Below are 16,100 nucleotides of genomic sequence, written 5' to 3'. Positions count from 1 at the left end.
CCGTCATGCACAAGATGGTTTTCATCAACCTGCCCGTGGCCGATCTGCCGCGCGCGAAGACGTTCTACCAGGCACTCGGTTTCGAGGTCGTGCCGGCCTACACCAACGAACAGGCCGCCTGCATCAGGATCAGCGACACGATTTTCGCGATGCTGCTCGTGCGGCCGTTTTTCCAGACCTTCACCGCCAAGACCATCGTCGATCCGGCGACGCAGGTGCAGGCGCTGACGTGCCTGTCGTGCGACAGCCGCGCCGAGGTCGACGCGATCGTCGCGAAGGCGCTCGCGGCCGGCGGGTCCGCGCCGCAGGCGCCGCGCGAGTATCCGAACATGTACGGCCATGGGTTCGACGATCCGGACGGCCATGCATGGGAGCTGATGGCCATGCCGCTGGATGCGTCCGCCCAGGGGCAGGCGTCGTGACGCTCGAGGCGACTCACCGTGCGATCGAAGCGGTCTGGCGGATCGAGGCGCCCAAGATCATCGCGCGCGCGGCGCGCGTGGTGCGCGACGTCGGCGTGGCCGAGGAACTGGCGCAGGACACGCTCGTCGCGGCGCTCGAGCACTGGCCCGTCGACGGCGTGCCCGACAACCCGGCCGCGTGGCTGATGACGGCCGTGAAACGCCGCGCGCTCGACCGGGTCCGGCAGGAGTCGCTCCACGCGGCGAAGCGCGACCAGCTCGGCCACGAGATGGACGCGCTCGAATCGCATGTCGTGCCCGACATCGCGGATGCGCTCGCCGACGCGAGCGACGACGACATCGGCGACGATCTGCTGCGGCTGATCTTCACGTCGTGCCACCCGGTGCTGTCGACCGATGCGCGCGTCGCGCTGACGCTGCGGCTGCTCGGCGGGCTGACGACGGGCGAGATCGCGCGCGCGTTCCTGACGCCCGAGCCGACGATCGCGCAGCGGATCGTGCGCGCCAAGCGCACGCTCGCGGCCGCGCACGTGCCGTTCGAGGTGCCGGCCGCCGATGCGCGGCCCGCGCGGCTCGCGTCGGTGCTCGAAGTGATCTATCTCGTGTTCAACGAAGGCCACGCGGCGACCGCGGGCGACGACTGGACGCGCCCGGCGCTGTGCGACGAGGCGCTGCGGCTCGGCCGCGTGCTGGCCGGGCTGGCGCCGGACGAGAGCGAAGTGCTCGGGCTCGTCGCGCTGATGGAACTGCAGGCGTCGCGCATGCACGCGCGTACCGACGCGCAGGGCCGGCCCGTCCTGCTGCTCGACCAGGATCGCAGCCGCTGGGATCAGCTCTTGATCCGGCGCGGCCTCGCGGCGCTGGAGCAGGCGGCGAAGCTCGGCGGCGTGCGCGGGCCGTATGCGTTGCAGGCTGCGCTCGCCGCATGCCATGCGCGTGCGCGGCAGGCGGCGGACACGGACTGGGCGCAGATCGTCGCGCTGTACGACGCGCTCGCCGAGGTTGCGCCGTCGCCGGTCGTCGAACTGAATCGCGCGGTGGCCGTCGGGATGGCGTTCGGGCCCGCCGCGGCGCTCGAACTCGTCGACGTGCTGCGCGACGATCCCGCGCTTGCGCGCTATCACTGGCTGCCGAGCGTGCGCGGCGATCTGCTCGCGAAGCTCGGCCGCGCCGACGAGGCGAAGATCGAGTTCCGGCGTGCGGCGGAACTGACCCGCAACGAGCGCGAGCGCGAATTGCTGCTGAAGCGTGCGACCGACGCGTGAGGCACGCGGCACGCACGCAGCACGCAGCACGCAGCACGCACACGCGTACCCCGCACACCGCACACCGCACACCGCACACCGCACACCGCACACCGCACACCGCACACCGTACCCCGCACACGCGTACCCCGCGCACCACCCCGCCGCGCATCGCGCCCCGCCGCGCAACGCGCCGACTATCGTCCGGATTGAAAAAGCCTATTGGGGGATGCGAACGCGAGCGCCTAGATTGAAGAGCACGATGCGCGCGCCGCGCCGCAGCGCACGCATCGTTCCCCACATACCTGATCGGCCCGGCTTCGCACGCGGCCGCGCCGACTCGAACGGAGGCGCAAATGGCTCAACTCAAGGGCAGCAAAACCGAAGAGAACCTGAAGGCCGCATTCGCGGGCGAATCGCAGGCGAACCGGCGTTATCTGTATTTCGCTTCGAAGGCTGACGTCGAAGGCCAGAACGACGTCGCCGCGCTGTTCCGCTCGACCGCCGAAGGCGAAACCGGCCATGCGCACGGCCATCTCGAATACCTGGAAGCCGTCGGCGATCCGGCAACGGGCTTGCCGTTCGGTTCATCGCGACAGAATCTCGAATCGGCGATCGCCGGCGAAACGCACGAATACACGGACATGTATCCGGGCATGGCGAAGACGGCGCGCGACGAGGGCTTCGACGAAATCGCGAACTGGTTCGAGACGCTGGCGAAGGCCGAACGCAGCCACGCGAACCGCTATACGAAGGCGCTGGACAGTCTCGTCGACTGACGGGCCGCCGCGGGCCGCACGGCAGGCCGTGCGACCGGCAAGCGGCCGGCTGTTCGTTCATCGCTGCCCGCATCGCGCGGGCGGCGCTGGCGCGCATGCGCGCCACGCTGGAGCGCCCCATGCCCCACAAGGAAGGCAGTCTCGAAGCCCCGACCCGGCATCCGCTCGACTGGCAGTCCGACGCGTTCTACGACCAGGCCGCGATCGATGCGGAAATGACGCGCGTGTTCGACATCTGTGCCGGATGCCGGCGCTGCGTGTCGCTGTGCGGCGCGTTTCCGACGTTGTTCGACCTGGTCGACGACACGCCGATGGGCGATATCGAGGAAGTGCCGAAGGCGGCGTTCGGCAAGGTCGTCGACCAGTGCTACCTGTGCGACCTCTGCTACATGACGAAATGCCCGTACGTGCCGCCGCACGCATGGAACGTCGATTTCCCGCACCTGATGCTGCGCGGCAAGGCGGCGCGCTACAAGCGCGGCGAAGCGACGTTGCGCGACAAGGTGCTGTCGAACACCGACGCACTCGGTCACTTTGCCGGCATTCCGATCGTCACGCAGGCGGTGAACACGGTGAACCGTACGCCGCCCGCGCGTCATGCGCTCGAAGCGACGCTCGGCGTCGATCGCCATGCGTGGCTGCCGGAATTCGCGCCGCGCAAGTTCCGGCGCGCGGCGAAACCGTCGGACGGCCTGCCCGTGCGCGACGGCGAACGCACGCCCGGCAAGGTCGCGATCTACGCGACCTGCTACGTGAATTTCAATGAACCGGGCATCGGCCACGACCTGCTCGCGATCCTCGCGCACAACGACATCCCTTACGAGCTCGTCACGCGAGAAGCCTGCTGCGGAATGCCGCTGCTCGAGCAGGGCAATCTCGCCGGCGTGGCCGCGAAGAAGGACGTGAACCTGCCCGTGCTCGAACGCTATGCGCGCGAAGGTTATGCATTGATCGGCGCGATTCCGAGCTGCGTGCTGATGTACAAGAGCGAGCTGCCGCTGATGTTCCCCGGCGACGACGCGGTGCGCGCGGTGGCCGACGCATTCTGGGATCCGTTCGAATACGTGATCGCGCGGCATCGCGACGGGTTGCTGAAGACCGATTTCAAGACGGGCCTCGGCACCGTGTCGTATCACGTGCCGTGCCATGCGCGCGTGCAGAACATCGGTCGCAAGACGGCCGACGCGCTGTCGCTCGTGCCCGATACGCGCGTGAACGTCGTCGAGCGCTGCTCGGGCCACGCGGGCACGTTCGGCGTGAAAAAGGAGTTTCATGCGGACGCGATGCGGATCGGCGGGCCCGTGTTCAAGGCGATGGCCGAGCCGCAGCCGGATTTCGTGTCGTCGGACTGCGCGCTGGCCGGCCATCACATCGTGCAGGGCATCGACGACAACGGGCTGCCGTCCGCGCCGCTCGCGCATCCGCTCACGCTGCTGCGCCGCGCATACGGCATCTGAGCCGCCGCCGGCCGACCCACGAGGACATCCCATGACGTTGACCCGCGATTCCCTGCTGACGCTCGAAGCGTACGCGAAGATCCGCAAGGCCGAACATGCGCGGCTGGTCGCGTACAAGCGCCGCCGCGCGGTGGCCCTCGGCAACCACCTGCGCTTCCTGTTCGAGGACGAGACGACGATCCGCTATCAGATCCAGGAGATGCTGCACATCGAGAAGATCTTCGACCAGGCCGGCATCGAAGGGGAGCTGGAAGCGTATCTGCCGCTCGTGCCCGACGGCACGAACCTGAAGGCGACGATGCAGATCGAGTACGAGCACGAGGTCGAACGGCGCGCGGCGCTCGCGCGGCTGATCGGTGTCGAGGATCGCGTGTACCTGCAGGTCGACGGGCACGCGCGCATCTACGCGATCGCCGACGAGGATCTCGAGCGCGACAACGCCGAGAAGACGTCGGCCGTGCACTTCGTGCGCTTCGAGCTCGACGCGCCGATGCGCGCGGCGCTCAAGGGCGGGGCGGCGCTGTCGATCGGCTGCGATCACCCGGCCTACACGATGCCGGCGCAGCGCGTGGACGCGGACGTGACCGCATCGCTGGCCGGCGATCTGCGCTGACGCATCCGCCGCACGTCAGCCGCACGTCCGGTGCGTCCCGCGCACCGGTTTCCATTTTCCGTTCCGACCCGAAACGCGATCTCCGCACGCGACGCGGCGCGTTTCGCTCGCCTGCCGCCGCGAAGATGTAACAGGCGTCACGAACTTGCATGCAGCGAAAGACGTGCATCGCACGTCACCGGGCTTTCATCACTCGCAGAGAAACAATAAAAAGATTGTGCACGGAGATAATTAAAATCGGCGAAATTTGAATGATTTACCGATTCGTGAATATCTTGTTACGCTTTTTTCCCTGATTTACCGATGTTGGGCAGCAATGCGCGGGATTGTTGCCGGCAGGGGTCGGAGCGACCCGAAAATGCCCATTCGCGGGCATTCTTCATACGCTGTAGAGCCCCGCCAGACGGGCCTTTGCAGCGTCGGGCATAAAGATCCCGCAAAAAAATTCAAGCGTAAATACATTACGCACCCTTGGCAGGTTGTTTCAGTGCGTAACATTAAGTCATTGTCATATTGAGATAAACCCTAGGGATGGTATGCTTCGTGCACAAAAATTCCCACATTGGAGTGAGACCGTGATTTGTGCGCCATTGCCGGGAATGGCGGCACCGTGAAAGTGCGGTGTCGCACCGGCATGCACAACACCGGATAAGCATAATGTGCAACCTGGCCGCCCCGCGACGCGATGTGTCGCGATGGCGCCGCCAATCGCAGCCCCGGCCTGGCTGCGTGGAGAGATCTACTATGTTCTTCGATGAGCTTACCGATGAAGAGTGGTTTCGTCTTTCAACGCTGATCGCCGATGAACCCATCCGGCTGAACCGTCGTGGGCGTCCGCGTGCCGAACCGCGCGTCGTCGCCAACGCGGTGCTCTGGATCCTGACGACCGGTGAAGCCTGGTCGAAGCTGCCCGGTCGTTATCCGTCCGGGCCGACGTGCCGTCGCCGTTACGAGGAATGGCTGGCGTCCGGCACGCTGCTGCAGATGATCGACGTGCTGACCCAGTTCAGCGGGCGCACGTTCGCGTATATCCCGCCGCCGCCGGTGCCGGTCGTGCCCGCACGCCGTGCCGAGCCCGTGCCCGACAACGATCGCTTGCGCGGTGTGTTCTGGCAAAACCCCGAGTCGTGGCAATTGCCGGTCGCGCACGCAAACGTTTGGGAGGGCGAGGGCGCGTCGCAGTCGTCGATGCAGGACGACGCCGAAGCGCGGCCGTCCGACGCGTCGTTCGTGGTGCCGGGCGCGCGGTCGGGGGAGTTGCGCCATGCGCGTGCGTCGTCGGCGAGCTTCGCCGCGGCCGAACCGCAAGTCGACGAGTATCGCGGCTATACGATCCGCGGCATCGCGCAGCCCGTGCAGAACCTGATGTATCGCGCGTGGGCCGAGATCTCGCAGGACGAGCGGCGCGTCGAGCGTTCGGGCCTGATCGGCCCGCGCTTCACCGATGCCGAGGAAGCCGAGCAGTTCGCGCTCGACTGGGCACGTCAGTGGATCGATCGCCATGGCGCGAGCGACGAACCGGCACGCGCGCCGCAAGGCGAGGTGCTGGCCGGCCTGTCCGCGCTCGCGCGTGCGGAGTCGGACATCAAGCGCTTCATCGCCGAGCGTCACACGGGCGCGCTGTCCGAAAGCCGCAACGATCCGGTGCAGCAGGAGCGTCGCGAATACGTGTACCGCGTAGGCTGATCGCCGCACCGGTGAAACGGGCGGGCCGTCGTGTGCCACGACGCCCGCGCGGAAGCCTCGTCTTTCCATGCCTGCCTGCATTGCCCGGGGCGCCGCCGTCGAAGCGGCGCCCCGGGCGCACGTGTATTACTGGCGGCCGTAGGTATCGTCGAAGCGGACGATGTCGTCCTCGCCGAGATACGCGCCCGACTGCACTTCGATCAGCTCGAGCGGCATCTTGCCCGGGTTCTCGAGGCGATGCGACACGCCGAGCGGGATGTACGTCGATTCGTTTTCGGACAGCAGGAACGTTTCGTCGCCGCGCGTGATGCGCGCGGTGCCGCGCACGACGATCCAGTGTTCGGCGCGGTGGTGGTGCATCTGCAGCGACAGTCGCGCACCCGGTTTCACGACGATGCGTTTCACCTGGAAGCGTTCGCCCATGTCGACCGAGTCGTAGTGGCCCCACGGGCGATGCACCTTGCGGTGATCGGACGCTTCCGCGCCGCGTTGCGCCTTGATGCGCCCGACGATTTTCTTCACGTCCTGCACGCGCGACTTGTCCGCGACGAGCACGGCGTCGGGGGTTTCGACGACGACGAGGTTCTGCGTGCCGACGCAGGCGACGAGCCGGCTTTCCGAATGCGCGAACGTCGATTCCGCGTCTTCGAGCAGCACGTGGCCGCGGCCGACGTTGCCGGCTTCGTCCTTCTCCGAGATCTGCCAGATCGCATCCCACGAGCCGACGTCCGACCAGCCCGCGTCGAGCGGCACGACGACGCTCTCGCACAGTTGCGGCAGGCTCGCGAGCGGCTCCATCACCGCGTAGTCGATCGAGTTCGACGGCGACGCGGCGAATGCATCGCGATCGACGCGGAAGAAATCGCCGTCGGCCTTGCCCTGGGCGACGGCCTGTTCGCAGGCCGCGTAGATCGCGGGTTCGAGCTGGCTGATCGCCTTCAGCCACACCGATGCGCGCACGATGAAGATCCCGCTGTTCCACCAGTATTCGCCCGATGCGACGTACTGCCGAGCGAGTTCGAGATGCGGTTTCTCGACGAAACGATCGAGGCGGCGCACGTCGAGGCTGCCCGTCGCGGCGTCGCCGAGCGGCGCGCCGACGCGGATGTAGCCGTAGCCGGTTTCCGCGTGCTTGGGCACGATGCCCATCGTCGCAATCCGGCCTTGCTTCGCGCAGTGCACGCCGGCTGCGACCGCGGCGTGAAAGCGCGGCAGGTCGGCCACCGCATGGTCGGCCGGCATCACGGTCATGATCGCGTCGTTGCCGTCGGCGACGAGCCGCAGCGCGGCGAGCGTCAGTGCGGGCGCGGTGTCGCGGGCGATCGGCTCGAGCATGATCGACGCGGACTTGCCGGTCAGGCGCAGCTGTTCGGCGGTCGTGAAGCGGTGATCCTCGCCGCATACGATCAGCACGTCGTCGGTCAGCGGATGATCGCCCGCCAGGCCGTCGAGGCGCAGCGCGGTCGACTGCAGCAACGAATGTTCGCCGAGCAAGCCGATCAGCTGTTTCGGAAAGCGTTCGCGCGACATCGGCCACAGGCGCGTGCCGGAGCCGCCGGCGAGAATCACCGGTTGCACGGCGACGCGCGTGCCGGCGGCGGGTGCGGCGGAAGGGGAATGGCGCGTTTCGGCAGCCACGGCCGGAGCATTCATGTTGACACTCTCCACGGTTGAAGTCAGTGCCTGCCGTTGTAGCATGAAGTAAATCGACAATAAAACCGGGCCCATTGCCTGATATTCGCCGGGCATTCACCGGGAAGAATTTTCCTCGCCAGCATCCGGTGCAAATAAAAAAGTAAAAAATAAATCGGTGAATCGGCTGGTGTTGACCGTCCGCAAAGGGTGAGCGGAAACCGTAAAGCTTCCGAAAAATTCCCGATTCGCGATCATTTCGGGAAAAGCTGCCGATTTAATTCAAAAACTACGCAGCAAGAATTTCCGATTATTTTTCGAAATACTTGTGCGCTTGAGGCGGAATTTTCTTACCGCTTCAATAGCGTCATGCAACGTTTGAATCGAATGTGCGGCACGGGTCGCACAAGGAGCTGTTCGGCAAACGCCTGTTCAAAGAGGAAGCAGACATGTTGAGCGTGCTGGCGAGAGTCATCGATATCGCGATGGTCGTAGCGGGGGCGCTGATCGCCGCCGCACTGCACGACGGCAGCATCTGGCTCAACGACCTGCAGCGCACGACGGTGCTGTTCGACTGCCTGCTCGTCGTCGTGTTCTTTCCGGCCATCGGCATTTACCAGTCGTGGCGCGGCAAGCGTCTCGTCGGGCTGGTGGGCCGGGTTGCGTTCGCATGGCTCGTGGTCGAGCTCGCGGGCATCCTGATGAGCTTCAGCTTCCACCAGTCGGGCGACCTGTCGCGGCTGTGGCTGGGTTACTGGGCGCTCGCGACGATGGCGCTGCTCGCCGGCTCGAAAACCTGCGTGCACGTCGTGCTGCGGCAGCTGCGCCGCGGCGGCTACAACCTGAAGGCGGTCGCGATCGTCGGCGGGACGCCGGCGGCGCGGCGGCTGATCGCGCAGATGCGGGCGCGGCCGGAGGCCGGCTTCAACCCGGTGTGCGTATACGACGAAAGCGAAGCGCCGGGCGAGGTCGCGCTCGACGACGTGCGCATCGAGCGGCAGTTCGAATCGCTGGTGTGGCTGGTGCGCAGCCGCGCGATCAGCGAGCTGTGGCTCACGCTGCCGATCACGGAGGAACGCCGGATTCACCAGATCGTGACCGTGTTCCGCCACGACTTCGTCAACATCCGTTTCATCCCGGACGTGCGCACGCTGTCGTTCTTCAACCAGGAAGTGGTCGAGGTGCTCGGCGTGCCGGCGATCAACCTCGCGGCGTCGCCGATCACCGACGTGCGGATCCTGCCGAAGTTCGTGTTCGACCGGCTGTTCGCGCTGGCCGCGCTCACCGCGCTTGCGCCGGTGATGGTGCTGATTGCCGGCCTGATCAAGCTGACGTCGCGCGGGCCGGTGTTCTTCCGCCAGAAACGCAAGGGCATCGACGGGCACGAGTTCGAGATCTACAAGTTCCGCTCGATGAAGGTGCATCAGGAAGTGGCCGGGCAGGTCACGCAGGCGACCAAGAACGACTCGCGCGTGACGCCGGTCGGCCGGTTCCTGCGCCGCACGAGCCTCGACGAGCTGCCGCAGTTCATCAACGTATTGAAGGGCGAGATGTCGGTCGTCGGCCCGCGCCCGCATGCGCTCGCGCACGACGACATCTACAAGGATCTCGTCAAGGGCTACATGTTCCGCTACCGGATCAAGCCGGGCATCACCGGCTGGGCGCAGATCAACGGCTTTCGCGGCGAGACCGACCAGATCGAGAAGATGATGGGGCGCGTGAAGCTCGATCTGTACTACATGCAGAACTGGTCGTTCTGGCTCGACATCAAGATCGTCGTGCTGACGCTCTGGAAAGGCTTCACCGGCAGCAACGCGTACTGAGTACCGAGGCCGCGCCACGCAGGCATCGCGGTTTTACGAATTTCGAATCATTGGTCAAGAGGTCCGACACATCATGAATCTGACTATCATCGGCAGCGGTTACGTAGGTCTTGTCACCGGCGCCTGTCTCGCCGACATCGGGCACGACGTGTTCTGTCTCGACGTCGACCAGGCAAAGATCGACATCCTGAACAACGGCGGCGTGCCGATCCACGAGCCGGGCCTCAAGGAAGTGATCGCGCGCAACCGCTCGGCGGGCCGCCTGCGCTTCTCGACCGATATCGAGGCCGCGGTCGCGCACGGCGACGTGCAGTTCATCGCGGTCGGCACGCCGCCCGACGAGGACGGCTCGGCCGACCTGCAATACGTGCTCGCGGCGGCGCGCAACATCGGCCGTTACATGACGGGCTTCAAGGTGATCGTCGACAAGTCGACGGTGCCGGTCGGCACGGCCGAGCGCGTGCGCGCGGCGGTGGCGGAAGAGCTCGCGAAGCGCGGCGGCGACCAGATGTTCTCGGTCGTGTCGAATCCGGAATTCCTGAAGGAAGGCGCGGCGGTCGACGATTTCACGCGGCCGGACCGCATCGTGATCGGCTGCGACGACGACGTGCCGGGCGAGCGCGCGCGCGAGCTGATGAAGAAGCTCTATGCGCCGTTCAACCGCAACCACGAACGCACGCTGTACATGGACGTGCGCTCGGCCGAGTTCACGAAATACGCGGCGAACGCGATGCTCGCGACCCGCATCTCGTTCATGAACGAGCTGGCGAACCTCGCCGACCGCTTCGGCGCGGACATCGAGGCCGTGCGGCGCGGGATCGGCTCCGATCCGCGCATCGGCTATCACTTCCTGTATGCCGGCTGCGGCTACGGCGGCTCGTGCTTCCCGAAGGACGTCGAGGCGCTGATCCGCACGGCCGACGAGCACGGGCAGGCACTGCAGATCCTGAAGGCCGTGTCGTCGGTCAACGCCACGCAAAAGCGCGTGCTTGCCGAGAAGATCGTCGCCCGCTTCGGCGAGGACCTGACCGGCCGCACGTTCGCGATCTGGGGCCTCGCGTTCAAGCCGAACACCGACGACATGCGCGAAGCGCCGAGCCGCGAGCTGATCGCCGAGCTGCTGTCGCGCGGGGCGCGCATCGCCGCGTACGACCCGGTCGCGCAGGAGGAAGCGCGCCGCGTGATCGCGCTCGATCTCGCCGATCACCCGAGCTGGCTCGAGCGCTTGAGCTTCGTCGACGACGAAGCGCAGGCCGCGCGCGATGCCGACGCGCTCGTGATCGTCACCGAATGGAAGATCTTCAAGAGCCCCGACTTCGTCGCGCTCGGCCGCCTGTGGAAAGCGCCGGTGATCTTCGACGGCCGCAACCTGTACGAGCCGGAGACGATGACCGAGCTGGGCATCGAATACCACCCGATCGGCCGGCCGGGCTCGCGCCAGGCCGTCGCCGCGCGTGTGCCGGGCACCGCGCCCGCGAGCGCGTAACCCGTTTCCCGTCACTCGTTACGAGACGCCATGTTCCGGAACATCCTGATCGTCTGTCACGCGAACGTCTGCCGCAGCCCGGCAGCGGAAATGCTGTTCAAGTCGCACGCCGCGTCGCGCGGCGGCCCGCGCCCGACGTTCCATTCGGCCGGCGTGCATGCGAACGACGGCGACGGCATCGATCCGGTGATGCGGCAGCTGCTCGCCGAGCGGGGCGTCGATGCGACGACCCACCGCTCGCGGCGGCTGTCGCGCCGGATCGTGCGCGACGCCGACCTGATTCTCGTCAGCGAGCGCGGACAGATCGCGGCCGTCGAAAAGGTCGATCCGTTCGCGCGCGGCAAGGTCCACCTGCTCGGCAAGTGGGAAGGGGCCGAGATTGCCGATCCGCACGGCGGCCCCGAGGCCGATTACCGCGAGAGCTACTCACTGATCGAACGTCTGGTTCAAGGATGGCTACAGAAACTATGCTGAAACGCCCGATGCGCCCGGTGGCGCTTGCCGTCGCGCTGACGACCTTCCTGTCAGCCTGTGCAACCGCGCCCGGCAACTACCTCGACTCGTCGAACCTGAAGGACGAAGGCCGCCAGCAAGCGGCCGAGACCTATCCGGTTCATTACATCGACGCCAAAGTGGTGATGGACCAGCTGCAGAAGGCGCAGGTCGACCATCCGCTGCCGCCCGGACGCTATACCGATCCGTCGCAATACGTGTACCGCATCGGGCCGCAGGACATCCTCGGCGTCACCGTCTGGGACCACCCGGAGCTGACGACGCCGCAGGGCCAGTCGTTCTCGAGCGGCGGCAACACGACGCAGACGATCGCGGGCGCGCTGCAGCAACCCTATTCGTCGTCGCTGCCGGGCCAGGCCGATCCTTATGGCCAGACGGTGTCCGCCGACGGCACGATCTTCTTCCCGTTCGTCGGCCGCATCCACGTGGCGGGCAAGACGATCGCGCAGACCCGTGACGAGCTGGCCACGCGACTCGCGCGTTACGTGAAGAATCCGCAGCTCGACGTGCGCGTGCTGTCGTTCCGCAGCCAGAAGGTGCAGGTGACCGGCGAGGTGAAGACGCCGGGCCCGCTCGCGATGAGCGACGTGCCGCTGACGCTGGTCGACGCGATCTCGCGTTCGGGCGGCTCGACCACCGACGCCGATCTGCAGCGCGTGCGCCTGACGCGCGACGGCAAGCTCTACACGCTCGACGCGAACGGCGTGCTCGACCGCGGCGAAGTGCGGCAGAACGTGATGCTGCAGCAGGGCGACATCATCAACGTGCCGGACCGCAGCGACAGCCGCGTGTTCATCATGGGCGAGGTCAAGACGCCGGTCACGGTGCCGATGCTCAAGGGCAAGCTGACCATCGCCGACGCGTTGACGGCCGGCGGCGGCATCCTCGACACCGACGCGAACCCGCGCAAGATCTACGTGATGCGCGGCATGCGCGACAACCCGACGAAGCCTGAAGTGTTCCGTCTCGACATGACGCAGCCCGATGCGCTGATGCTGTCGAGCCGCTTCCCGCTTCAGCCGCTCGATGTGGTCTACGTCAGCACGGCCAGCTCGGTGCAGTTCAACCGAGTGCTGCAGCAGGTGTTGCCGACGATCCAGACGATCTTCTACATGCGGCAAATCACGCGCTGATAGCCCGCCGGGGCGGCACCTCCGCCCCGGCACCACTCAAGCGGGAACGAATGGTGAACACGCAAGCGAAACACTCCTACGCGGATCTGTCCGTGAAAACCGAGGAAGAGGACGTCGTCCTCGGCCAGTTGCTCCAGGTGATCATGGACGACATCTGGCTGCTGCTCGGCATCGCGGTGACGGTCGTCGCGCTCGCCGGCCTCTACTGCTACGTCGCGAAGCCGGTGTACCAGGCCGACGTGCACGTGCGGGTCGAGAGCAACGACAACACGTCGCAGGCGCTCACGCAGACGCAGACCGGCGCGACGATCAACTCCGGTCCGCAGCAGGCGCAGACCGATGCGGAAATCGAGATCATCAAGAGCCGCGGCGTCGTCGCGCCGGTGGTCGACCAGTTCAAGCTGAATTTCTCGGTCGTGCCGAAGACGCTGCCGCTGATCGGCAGCCTCGCCGCGCGTGTCGCGACGCCGGGCACGCCGTCGCGGCCGTGGCTCGGCCTGCAATCGTATGCATGGGGCGGTGAAGTCGCCGACGTCGATTCGATCAGCGTCGTGCCCGCGCTCGAAGGCAAGAAGCTGACGCTGACGGCCGGCCCGAACGGCACCTATTCGCTCGTCGACCAGAACGGCACGCGGCTGCTGTCGGGCCAGGTCGGCGAATCGACGCAGGGCGGCGGCGTGACGCTGCTCGTGTCGAAGCTCGTCGCGCGCCCCGGCACGCAGTTCACGGTGGTCCGCTACAACGATCTCGACGCGATCAGCGGCTTCCAGGCCGGCATCCAGGTGACCGAGCAGGGCAAGCAGACGGGCGTCGTGCAGATCTCGCTCGAAGGCAAGGACCCGGACCAGACCGCCGCGATCGCGAACGCGCTCGCGCAGTCGTACCTGAACCAGCACGTGGTCGCGAAGCAGGCCGAAGCGACCAAGATGCTCGACTTCCTGAAGGGCGAGGAACCGCGCCTGAAGGCCGACCTCGAACGGGCGGAAGCCGCGCTGACGCAGTACCAGCGCACGTCGGGCTCGATCAACGCGAGCGACGAGGCGAAGGTCTACCTCGAGGGCAGCGTGCAGTACGAGCAGCAGATCGCCGCGCAGCGCCTGCAGCTCGCGTCGCTCGCGCAGCGCTTCACCGATTCGCACCCGATGGTGATCGCCGCGAAGCAGCAGCTCGCCGAGCTGCAGGGCGAGAAGGACAAGTTCAGCAACCGCTTCCGCAGCCTGCCGGCCACCGAAGTGAAGGCCGTCCAGCTGCAGCGCGACGCGAAGGTCGCCGAGGACATCTACGTGCTGCTGCTGAACCGCGTGCAGGAGCTGTCGGTGCAGAAGGCCGGCACGGGCGGCAACATCCACCTCGTCGACTCCGCGCTGCGTCCGGGCGCCCCGGTCAAGCCGAAGAAGGTGCTGATCCTGTCGGCCGCGGTGTTCCTCGGGCTGATCCTCGGCACCGGCGTCGTGTTCCTGCGCCGCAACCTGTTCCAGGGCATCGAGGACCCCGACCGCATCGAGCGCACGTTCAACCTGCCGCTGTACGGGCTGGTGCCGCAAAGCGCCGAGCAGGTGAAGCTCGACGCGGCGGCCGAGAAGAGCGGCAGCCGCACACGGCCGATCCTCGCGAGCCTGCGTCCGAAGGATCTGAGCGTCGAGAGCCTGCGCAGCCTGCGTACCGCGATGCAGTTCGCGATGATGGACGCGAAGAACCGCGTGATCGTGCTGACGGGCCCGACGCCCGGCATCGGCAAGAGCTTCCTGACGGTCAACCTCGCGGTGCTGCTCGCGCATTCGGGCAAGCGCGTGCTGCTGATCGACGCCGACATGCGCCGCGGCCTGCTCGACCGCTACTTCGGCCTCACCTCGCAGCCGGGCCTGTCCGAGCTGCTGAGCGACCAGTCGGCGCTTGAGGACGCCGTGCGCGAGACACCGGTGCAGGGCCTGTCGTTCATCTCGGCCGGCACGCGCCCGCCGAACCCGTCGGAGCTGCTGATGTCGACGCGCCTGCCGCAATACCTCGAAGGGCTCGGCAAGCGCTACGACGTCGTGCTGATCGATTCGCCGCCGGTGCTGGCGGTGACCGACGCGACCATCATCGGCCGCATGGCCGGCTCGACGTTCCTCGTGCTGCGCTCGGGCATGCATACCGAAGGCGAGATCGCCGACGCGATCAAGCGCCTGCGTACCGCGGGCGTCGATCTGGAAGGCGGGATCTTCAACGGCGTGCCGCCGAAGGCGCGCGGCTACGGCCGCGGTTATGCGGCCGTGCATGAATACCTGAGCGCCTGATCCGAATCGCACGTAACCGGGCGGGCCGCGCGTGCCGCCTGCCCGGCCGACAGGAGAACCAACGATGAAAATTTCCGTGCTCGTTCCGACCTATCGGCGCCCCGCCGACCTCGCGCGCTGCCTGCTGGCGCTGCAGCGGCAGCAGCGGCTGCCCGACGAGGTGATCGTCGTCGCGCGCCCGGAGGACGATGCCACGCACGAACGGCTCGCCGATCCGGCGGTCGGCGGCGCGCTGCCGCTGCGCATCGTGCCGGTCGATGTGCCGGGCCAGGTCGCCGCGCTGAACAAGGGGCTCGACTCGGCGAACGGCGACATCGTCGCGATCACCGACGACGACGCGGCGCCGCATCCCGACTGGCTCGCCCGCGTCGAGTCGGCGTTCGAGGCCGACCCGCGCGTGGGCGCGGTCGGCGGCCGCGACTGGGTGCACGAGAAGGGCCGCGTGCTCGACGAATCGCGCGAGCTCGTGGGCCAGCTCACGCTGTCCGGCAAGATCGTCGGCAATCATCACCTGGGCGTCGGCGGCATGCGCGAAGTCGACATGCTGAAAGGCGCGAACATGAGCTACCGCCGTGCCGCGATCGAGCGGCTGCGCTTCGACACGCGGCTGCGCGGCGCCGGTGCGCAGGTGCACAACGACATGGGTTTCAGCATGCACGTGCAGCGCAACGGCTGGAAGCTCGTCTACGACCCGGCGATCGCGGTCGATCATTTTCCGGCGGAACGCTTCGACGACGACCGGCGCGATGCCGCGTCGCTGAATGCGATCAGCAACGGCGCGTACAACCTGCACCTGATCCTGCGCGAGCACCTGCCGCCCGTGCGGCGCGAAATCGCGTGGTGGTGGTGGACGCTGGTCGGTACGCGCGTCTACCCGGGCCTCGCGCACGTGCTGCTGTCGCTGCATACGGCGAAGCGCGAGCGGATCCGCGAGCACTGGCGCGCGGTACGCCGCGGCGCGCGCGATGCCCGCCGCGCGAACCTTGCCCCCCACCGTGCGGCGATGCCGCCGGTGACGTCTTGAACGAGCCGCGCG

The 16,100-nt window shown here is 67.0% G+C and carries 13 protein-coding genes; 12 read left to right on the top strand and 1 reads right to left on the bottom strand.

Features of this window, described 5'->3' with window-relative positions; translation table 11 throughout:
* Positions 1–5 precede the first annotated feature (5 nt).
* The 6 genes from E9536_RS03535 to E9536_RS03510 all read left to right on the top strand — a co-directional run bounded on the left by E9536_RS03535 (position 6) and on the right by E9536_RS03510 (position 6,201).
* The gene (locus E9536_RS03535; RefSeq protein ID WP_060173108.1) at positions 6–422 is read left to right on the top strand and encodes a VOC family protein; all 417 of its coding nucleotides are present in this window, start codon (positions 6–8) and stop codon (positions 420–422) included.
* On the top strand, positions 419–1,687 hold the full coding sequence (locus E9536_RS03530; RefSeq protein WP_136469276.1) for an RNA polymerase sigma factor: 1,269 nt from the start codon (positions 419–421) through the stop codon (positions 1,685–1,687). The genes E9536_RS03535 and E9536_RS03530 overlap by 4 nt, the downstream gene beginning before the upstream one ends.
* A 335-nt stretch (positions 1,688–2,022) precedes the next feature.
* Positions 2,023–2,445, top strand: coding sequence for a rubrerythrin family protein (locus E9536_RS03525; protein ID WP_027791020.1), 423 nt, complete (start codon positions 2,023–2,025; stop codon positions 2,443–2,445).
* 119 nt (positions 2,446–2,564) lie between these two features.
* Positions 2,565–3,902: a heterodisulfide reductase-related iron-sulfur binding cluster gene (locus E9536_RS03520; RefSeq protein ID WP_136469275.1), complete on the top strand. Its 1,338-nt coding sequence runs from the start codon at positions 2,565–2,567 to the stop codon at positions 3,900–3,902.
* Between the two features lie 31 nt (positions 3,903–3,933).
* The gene (locus E9536_RS03515) at positions 3,934–4,515 is read left to right on the top strand and encodes a DUF3501 family protein (protein ID WP_059684477.1); all 582 of its coding nucleotides are present in this window, start codon (positions 3,934–3,936) and stop codon (positions 4,513–4,515) included.
* Positions 4,516–5,259: 744 nt separating this feature from the next.
* A complete protein-coding gene (locus E9536_RS03510; protein ID WP_136469411.1) occupies positions 5,260–6,201 on the top strand; it encodes a transposase in 942 nt (313 codons plus the stop codon).
* A 126-nt stretch (positions 6,202–6,327) separates the two neighbouring features.
* Here the strand turns inward: E9536_RS03510 and E9536_RS03505 are convergent, their stop codons facing one another.
* A complete protein-coding gene (locus E9536_RS03505; protein ID WP_027791024.1) occupies positions 6,328–7,854 on the bottom strand; it encodes a mannose-1-phosphate guanylyltransferase/mannose-6-phosphate isomerase in 1,527 nt (508 codons plus the stop codon).
* A gap of 428 nt (positions 7,855–8,282) precedes the next feature.
* Here E9536_RS03505 and E9536_RS03500 point away from each other — a divergent pair, with 428 nt between their 5' ends.
* From E9536_RS03500 to E9536_RS03475, 6 genes are all read left to right on the top strand, one after another.
* On the top strand, positions 8,283–9,656 hold the full coding sequence (locus E9536_RS03500) for an undecaprenyl-phosphate glucose phosphotransferase (RefSeq protein WP_060083715.1): 1,374 nt from the start codon (positions 8,283–8,285) through the stop codon (positions 9,654–9,656).
* A 73-nt stretch (positions 9,657–9,729) separates the two neighbouring features.
* Positions 9,730–11,142: a UDP-glucose/GDP-mannose dehydrogenase family protein gene (locus tag E9536_RS03495; RefSeq protein WP_027791026.1), complete on the top strand. Its 1,413-nt coding sequence runs from the start codon at positions 9,730–9,732 to the stop codon at positions 11,140–11,142.
* 30 nt (positions 11,143–11,172) lie between these two features.
* Positions 11,173–11,616 (top strand): low molecular weight protein-tyrosine-phosphatase, encoded by a 444-nt coding sequence (locus E9536_RS03490; RefSeq protein WP_027791027.1) that lies wholly within the window; start codon positions 11,173–11,175, stop codon positions 11,614–11,616.
* Positions 11,610–12,788: a polysaccharide biosynthesis/export family protein gene (locus E9536_RS03485; protein ID WP_059684471.1), complete on the top strand. Its 1,179-nt coding sequence runs from the start codon at positions 11,610–11,612 to the stop codon at positions 12,786–12,788. Before E9536_RS03490 ends, E9536_RS03485 begins: the two co-directional genes overlap by 7 nt.
* A gap of 50 nt (positions 12,789–12,838) precedes the next feature.
* Positions 12,839–15,064: a polysaccharide biosynthesis tyrosine autokinase gene (locus E9536_RS03480; protein WP_059693903.1), complete on the top strand. Its 2,226-nt coding sequence runs from the start codon at positions 12,839–12,841 to the stop codon at positions 15,062–15,064.
* Positions 15,065–15,128: 64 nt separating this feature from the next.
* Positions 15,129–16,088, top strand: coding sequence for a glycosyltransferase family 2 protein (locus E9536_RS03475; RefSeq protein WP_021163248.1), 960 nt, complete (start codon positions 15,129–15,131; stop codon positions 16,086–16,088).
* Positions 16,089–16,100 lie beyond the last annotated feature (12 nt).

The organism is Burkholderia sp. LS-044 (assembly GCF_004803625.1).
In the GTDB taxonomy this organism is placed as follows: domain Bacteria; phylum Pseudomonadota; class Gammaproteobacteria; order Burkholderiales; family Burkholderiaceae; genus Burkholderia; species Burkholderia cepacia.
The sequence above is the reverse complement of the archived record's forward strand: the minus strand, read 5'-3'. Positions and strand labels throughout refer to the sequence as shown.

Excerpts from the sequence above, each read along its gene's own strand:
- E9536_RS03520 (WP_136469275.1), top strand. The coding sequence starts at position 2,565 with ATGCCCCACAAGGAAGGCAGTCTCGAAGCCCCGACCCGGCATCCGCTC.
- E9536_RS03510 (WP_136469411.1), top strand. The coding sequence starts at position 5,260 with ATGTTCTTCGATGAGCTTACCGATGAAGAGTGGTTTCGTCTTTCAACG.
- E9536_RS03485 (WP_059684471.1), top strand. The coding sequence starts at position 11,610 with ATGCTGAAACGCCCGATGCGCCCGGTGGCGCTTGCCGTCGCGCTGACG.
- E9536_RS03535 (WP_060173108.1), top strand. The coding sequence starts at position 6 with ATGCACAAGATGGTTTTCATCAACCTGCCCGTGGCCGATCTGCCGCGC.
- E9536_RS03495 (WP_027791026.1), top strand. The coding sequence starts at position 9,730 with ATGAATCTGACTATCATCGGCAGCGGTTACGTAGGTCTTGTCACCGGC.
- E9536_RS03500 (WP_060083715.1), top strand. The coding sequence starts at position 8,283 with ATGTTGAGCGTGCTGGCGAGAGTCATCGATATCGCGATGGTCGTAGCG.
- E9536_RS03515 (WP_059684477.1), top strand. The coding sequence starts at position 3,934 with ATGACGTTGACCCGCGATTCCCTGCTGACGCTCGAAGCGTACGCGAAG.
- E9536_RS03480 (WP_059693903.1), top strand. The coding sequence starts at position 12,839 with ATGGTGAACACGCAAGCGAAACACTCCTACGCGGATCTGTCCGTGAAA.
- E9536_RS03505 (WP_027791024.1), bottom strand. The coding sequence starts at position 7,854 with ATGAATGCTCCGGCCGTGGCTGCCGAAACGCGCCATTCCCCTTCCGCC.
- E9536_RS03525 (WP_027791020.1), top strand. The coding sequence starts at position 2,023 with ATGGCTCAACTCAAGGGCAGCAAAACCGAAGAGAACCTGAAGGCCGCA.
- E9536_RS03475 (WP_021163248.1), top strand. The coding sequence starts at position 15,129 with ATGAAAATTTCCGTGCTCGTTCCGACCTATCGGCGCCCCGCCGACCTC.
- E9536_RS03490 (WP_027791027.1), top strand. The coding sequence starts at position 11,173 with ATGTTCCGGAACATCCTGATCGTCTGTCACGCGAACGTCTGCCGCAGC.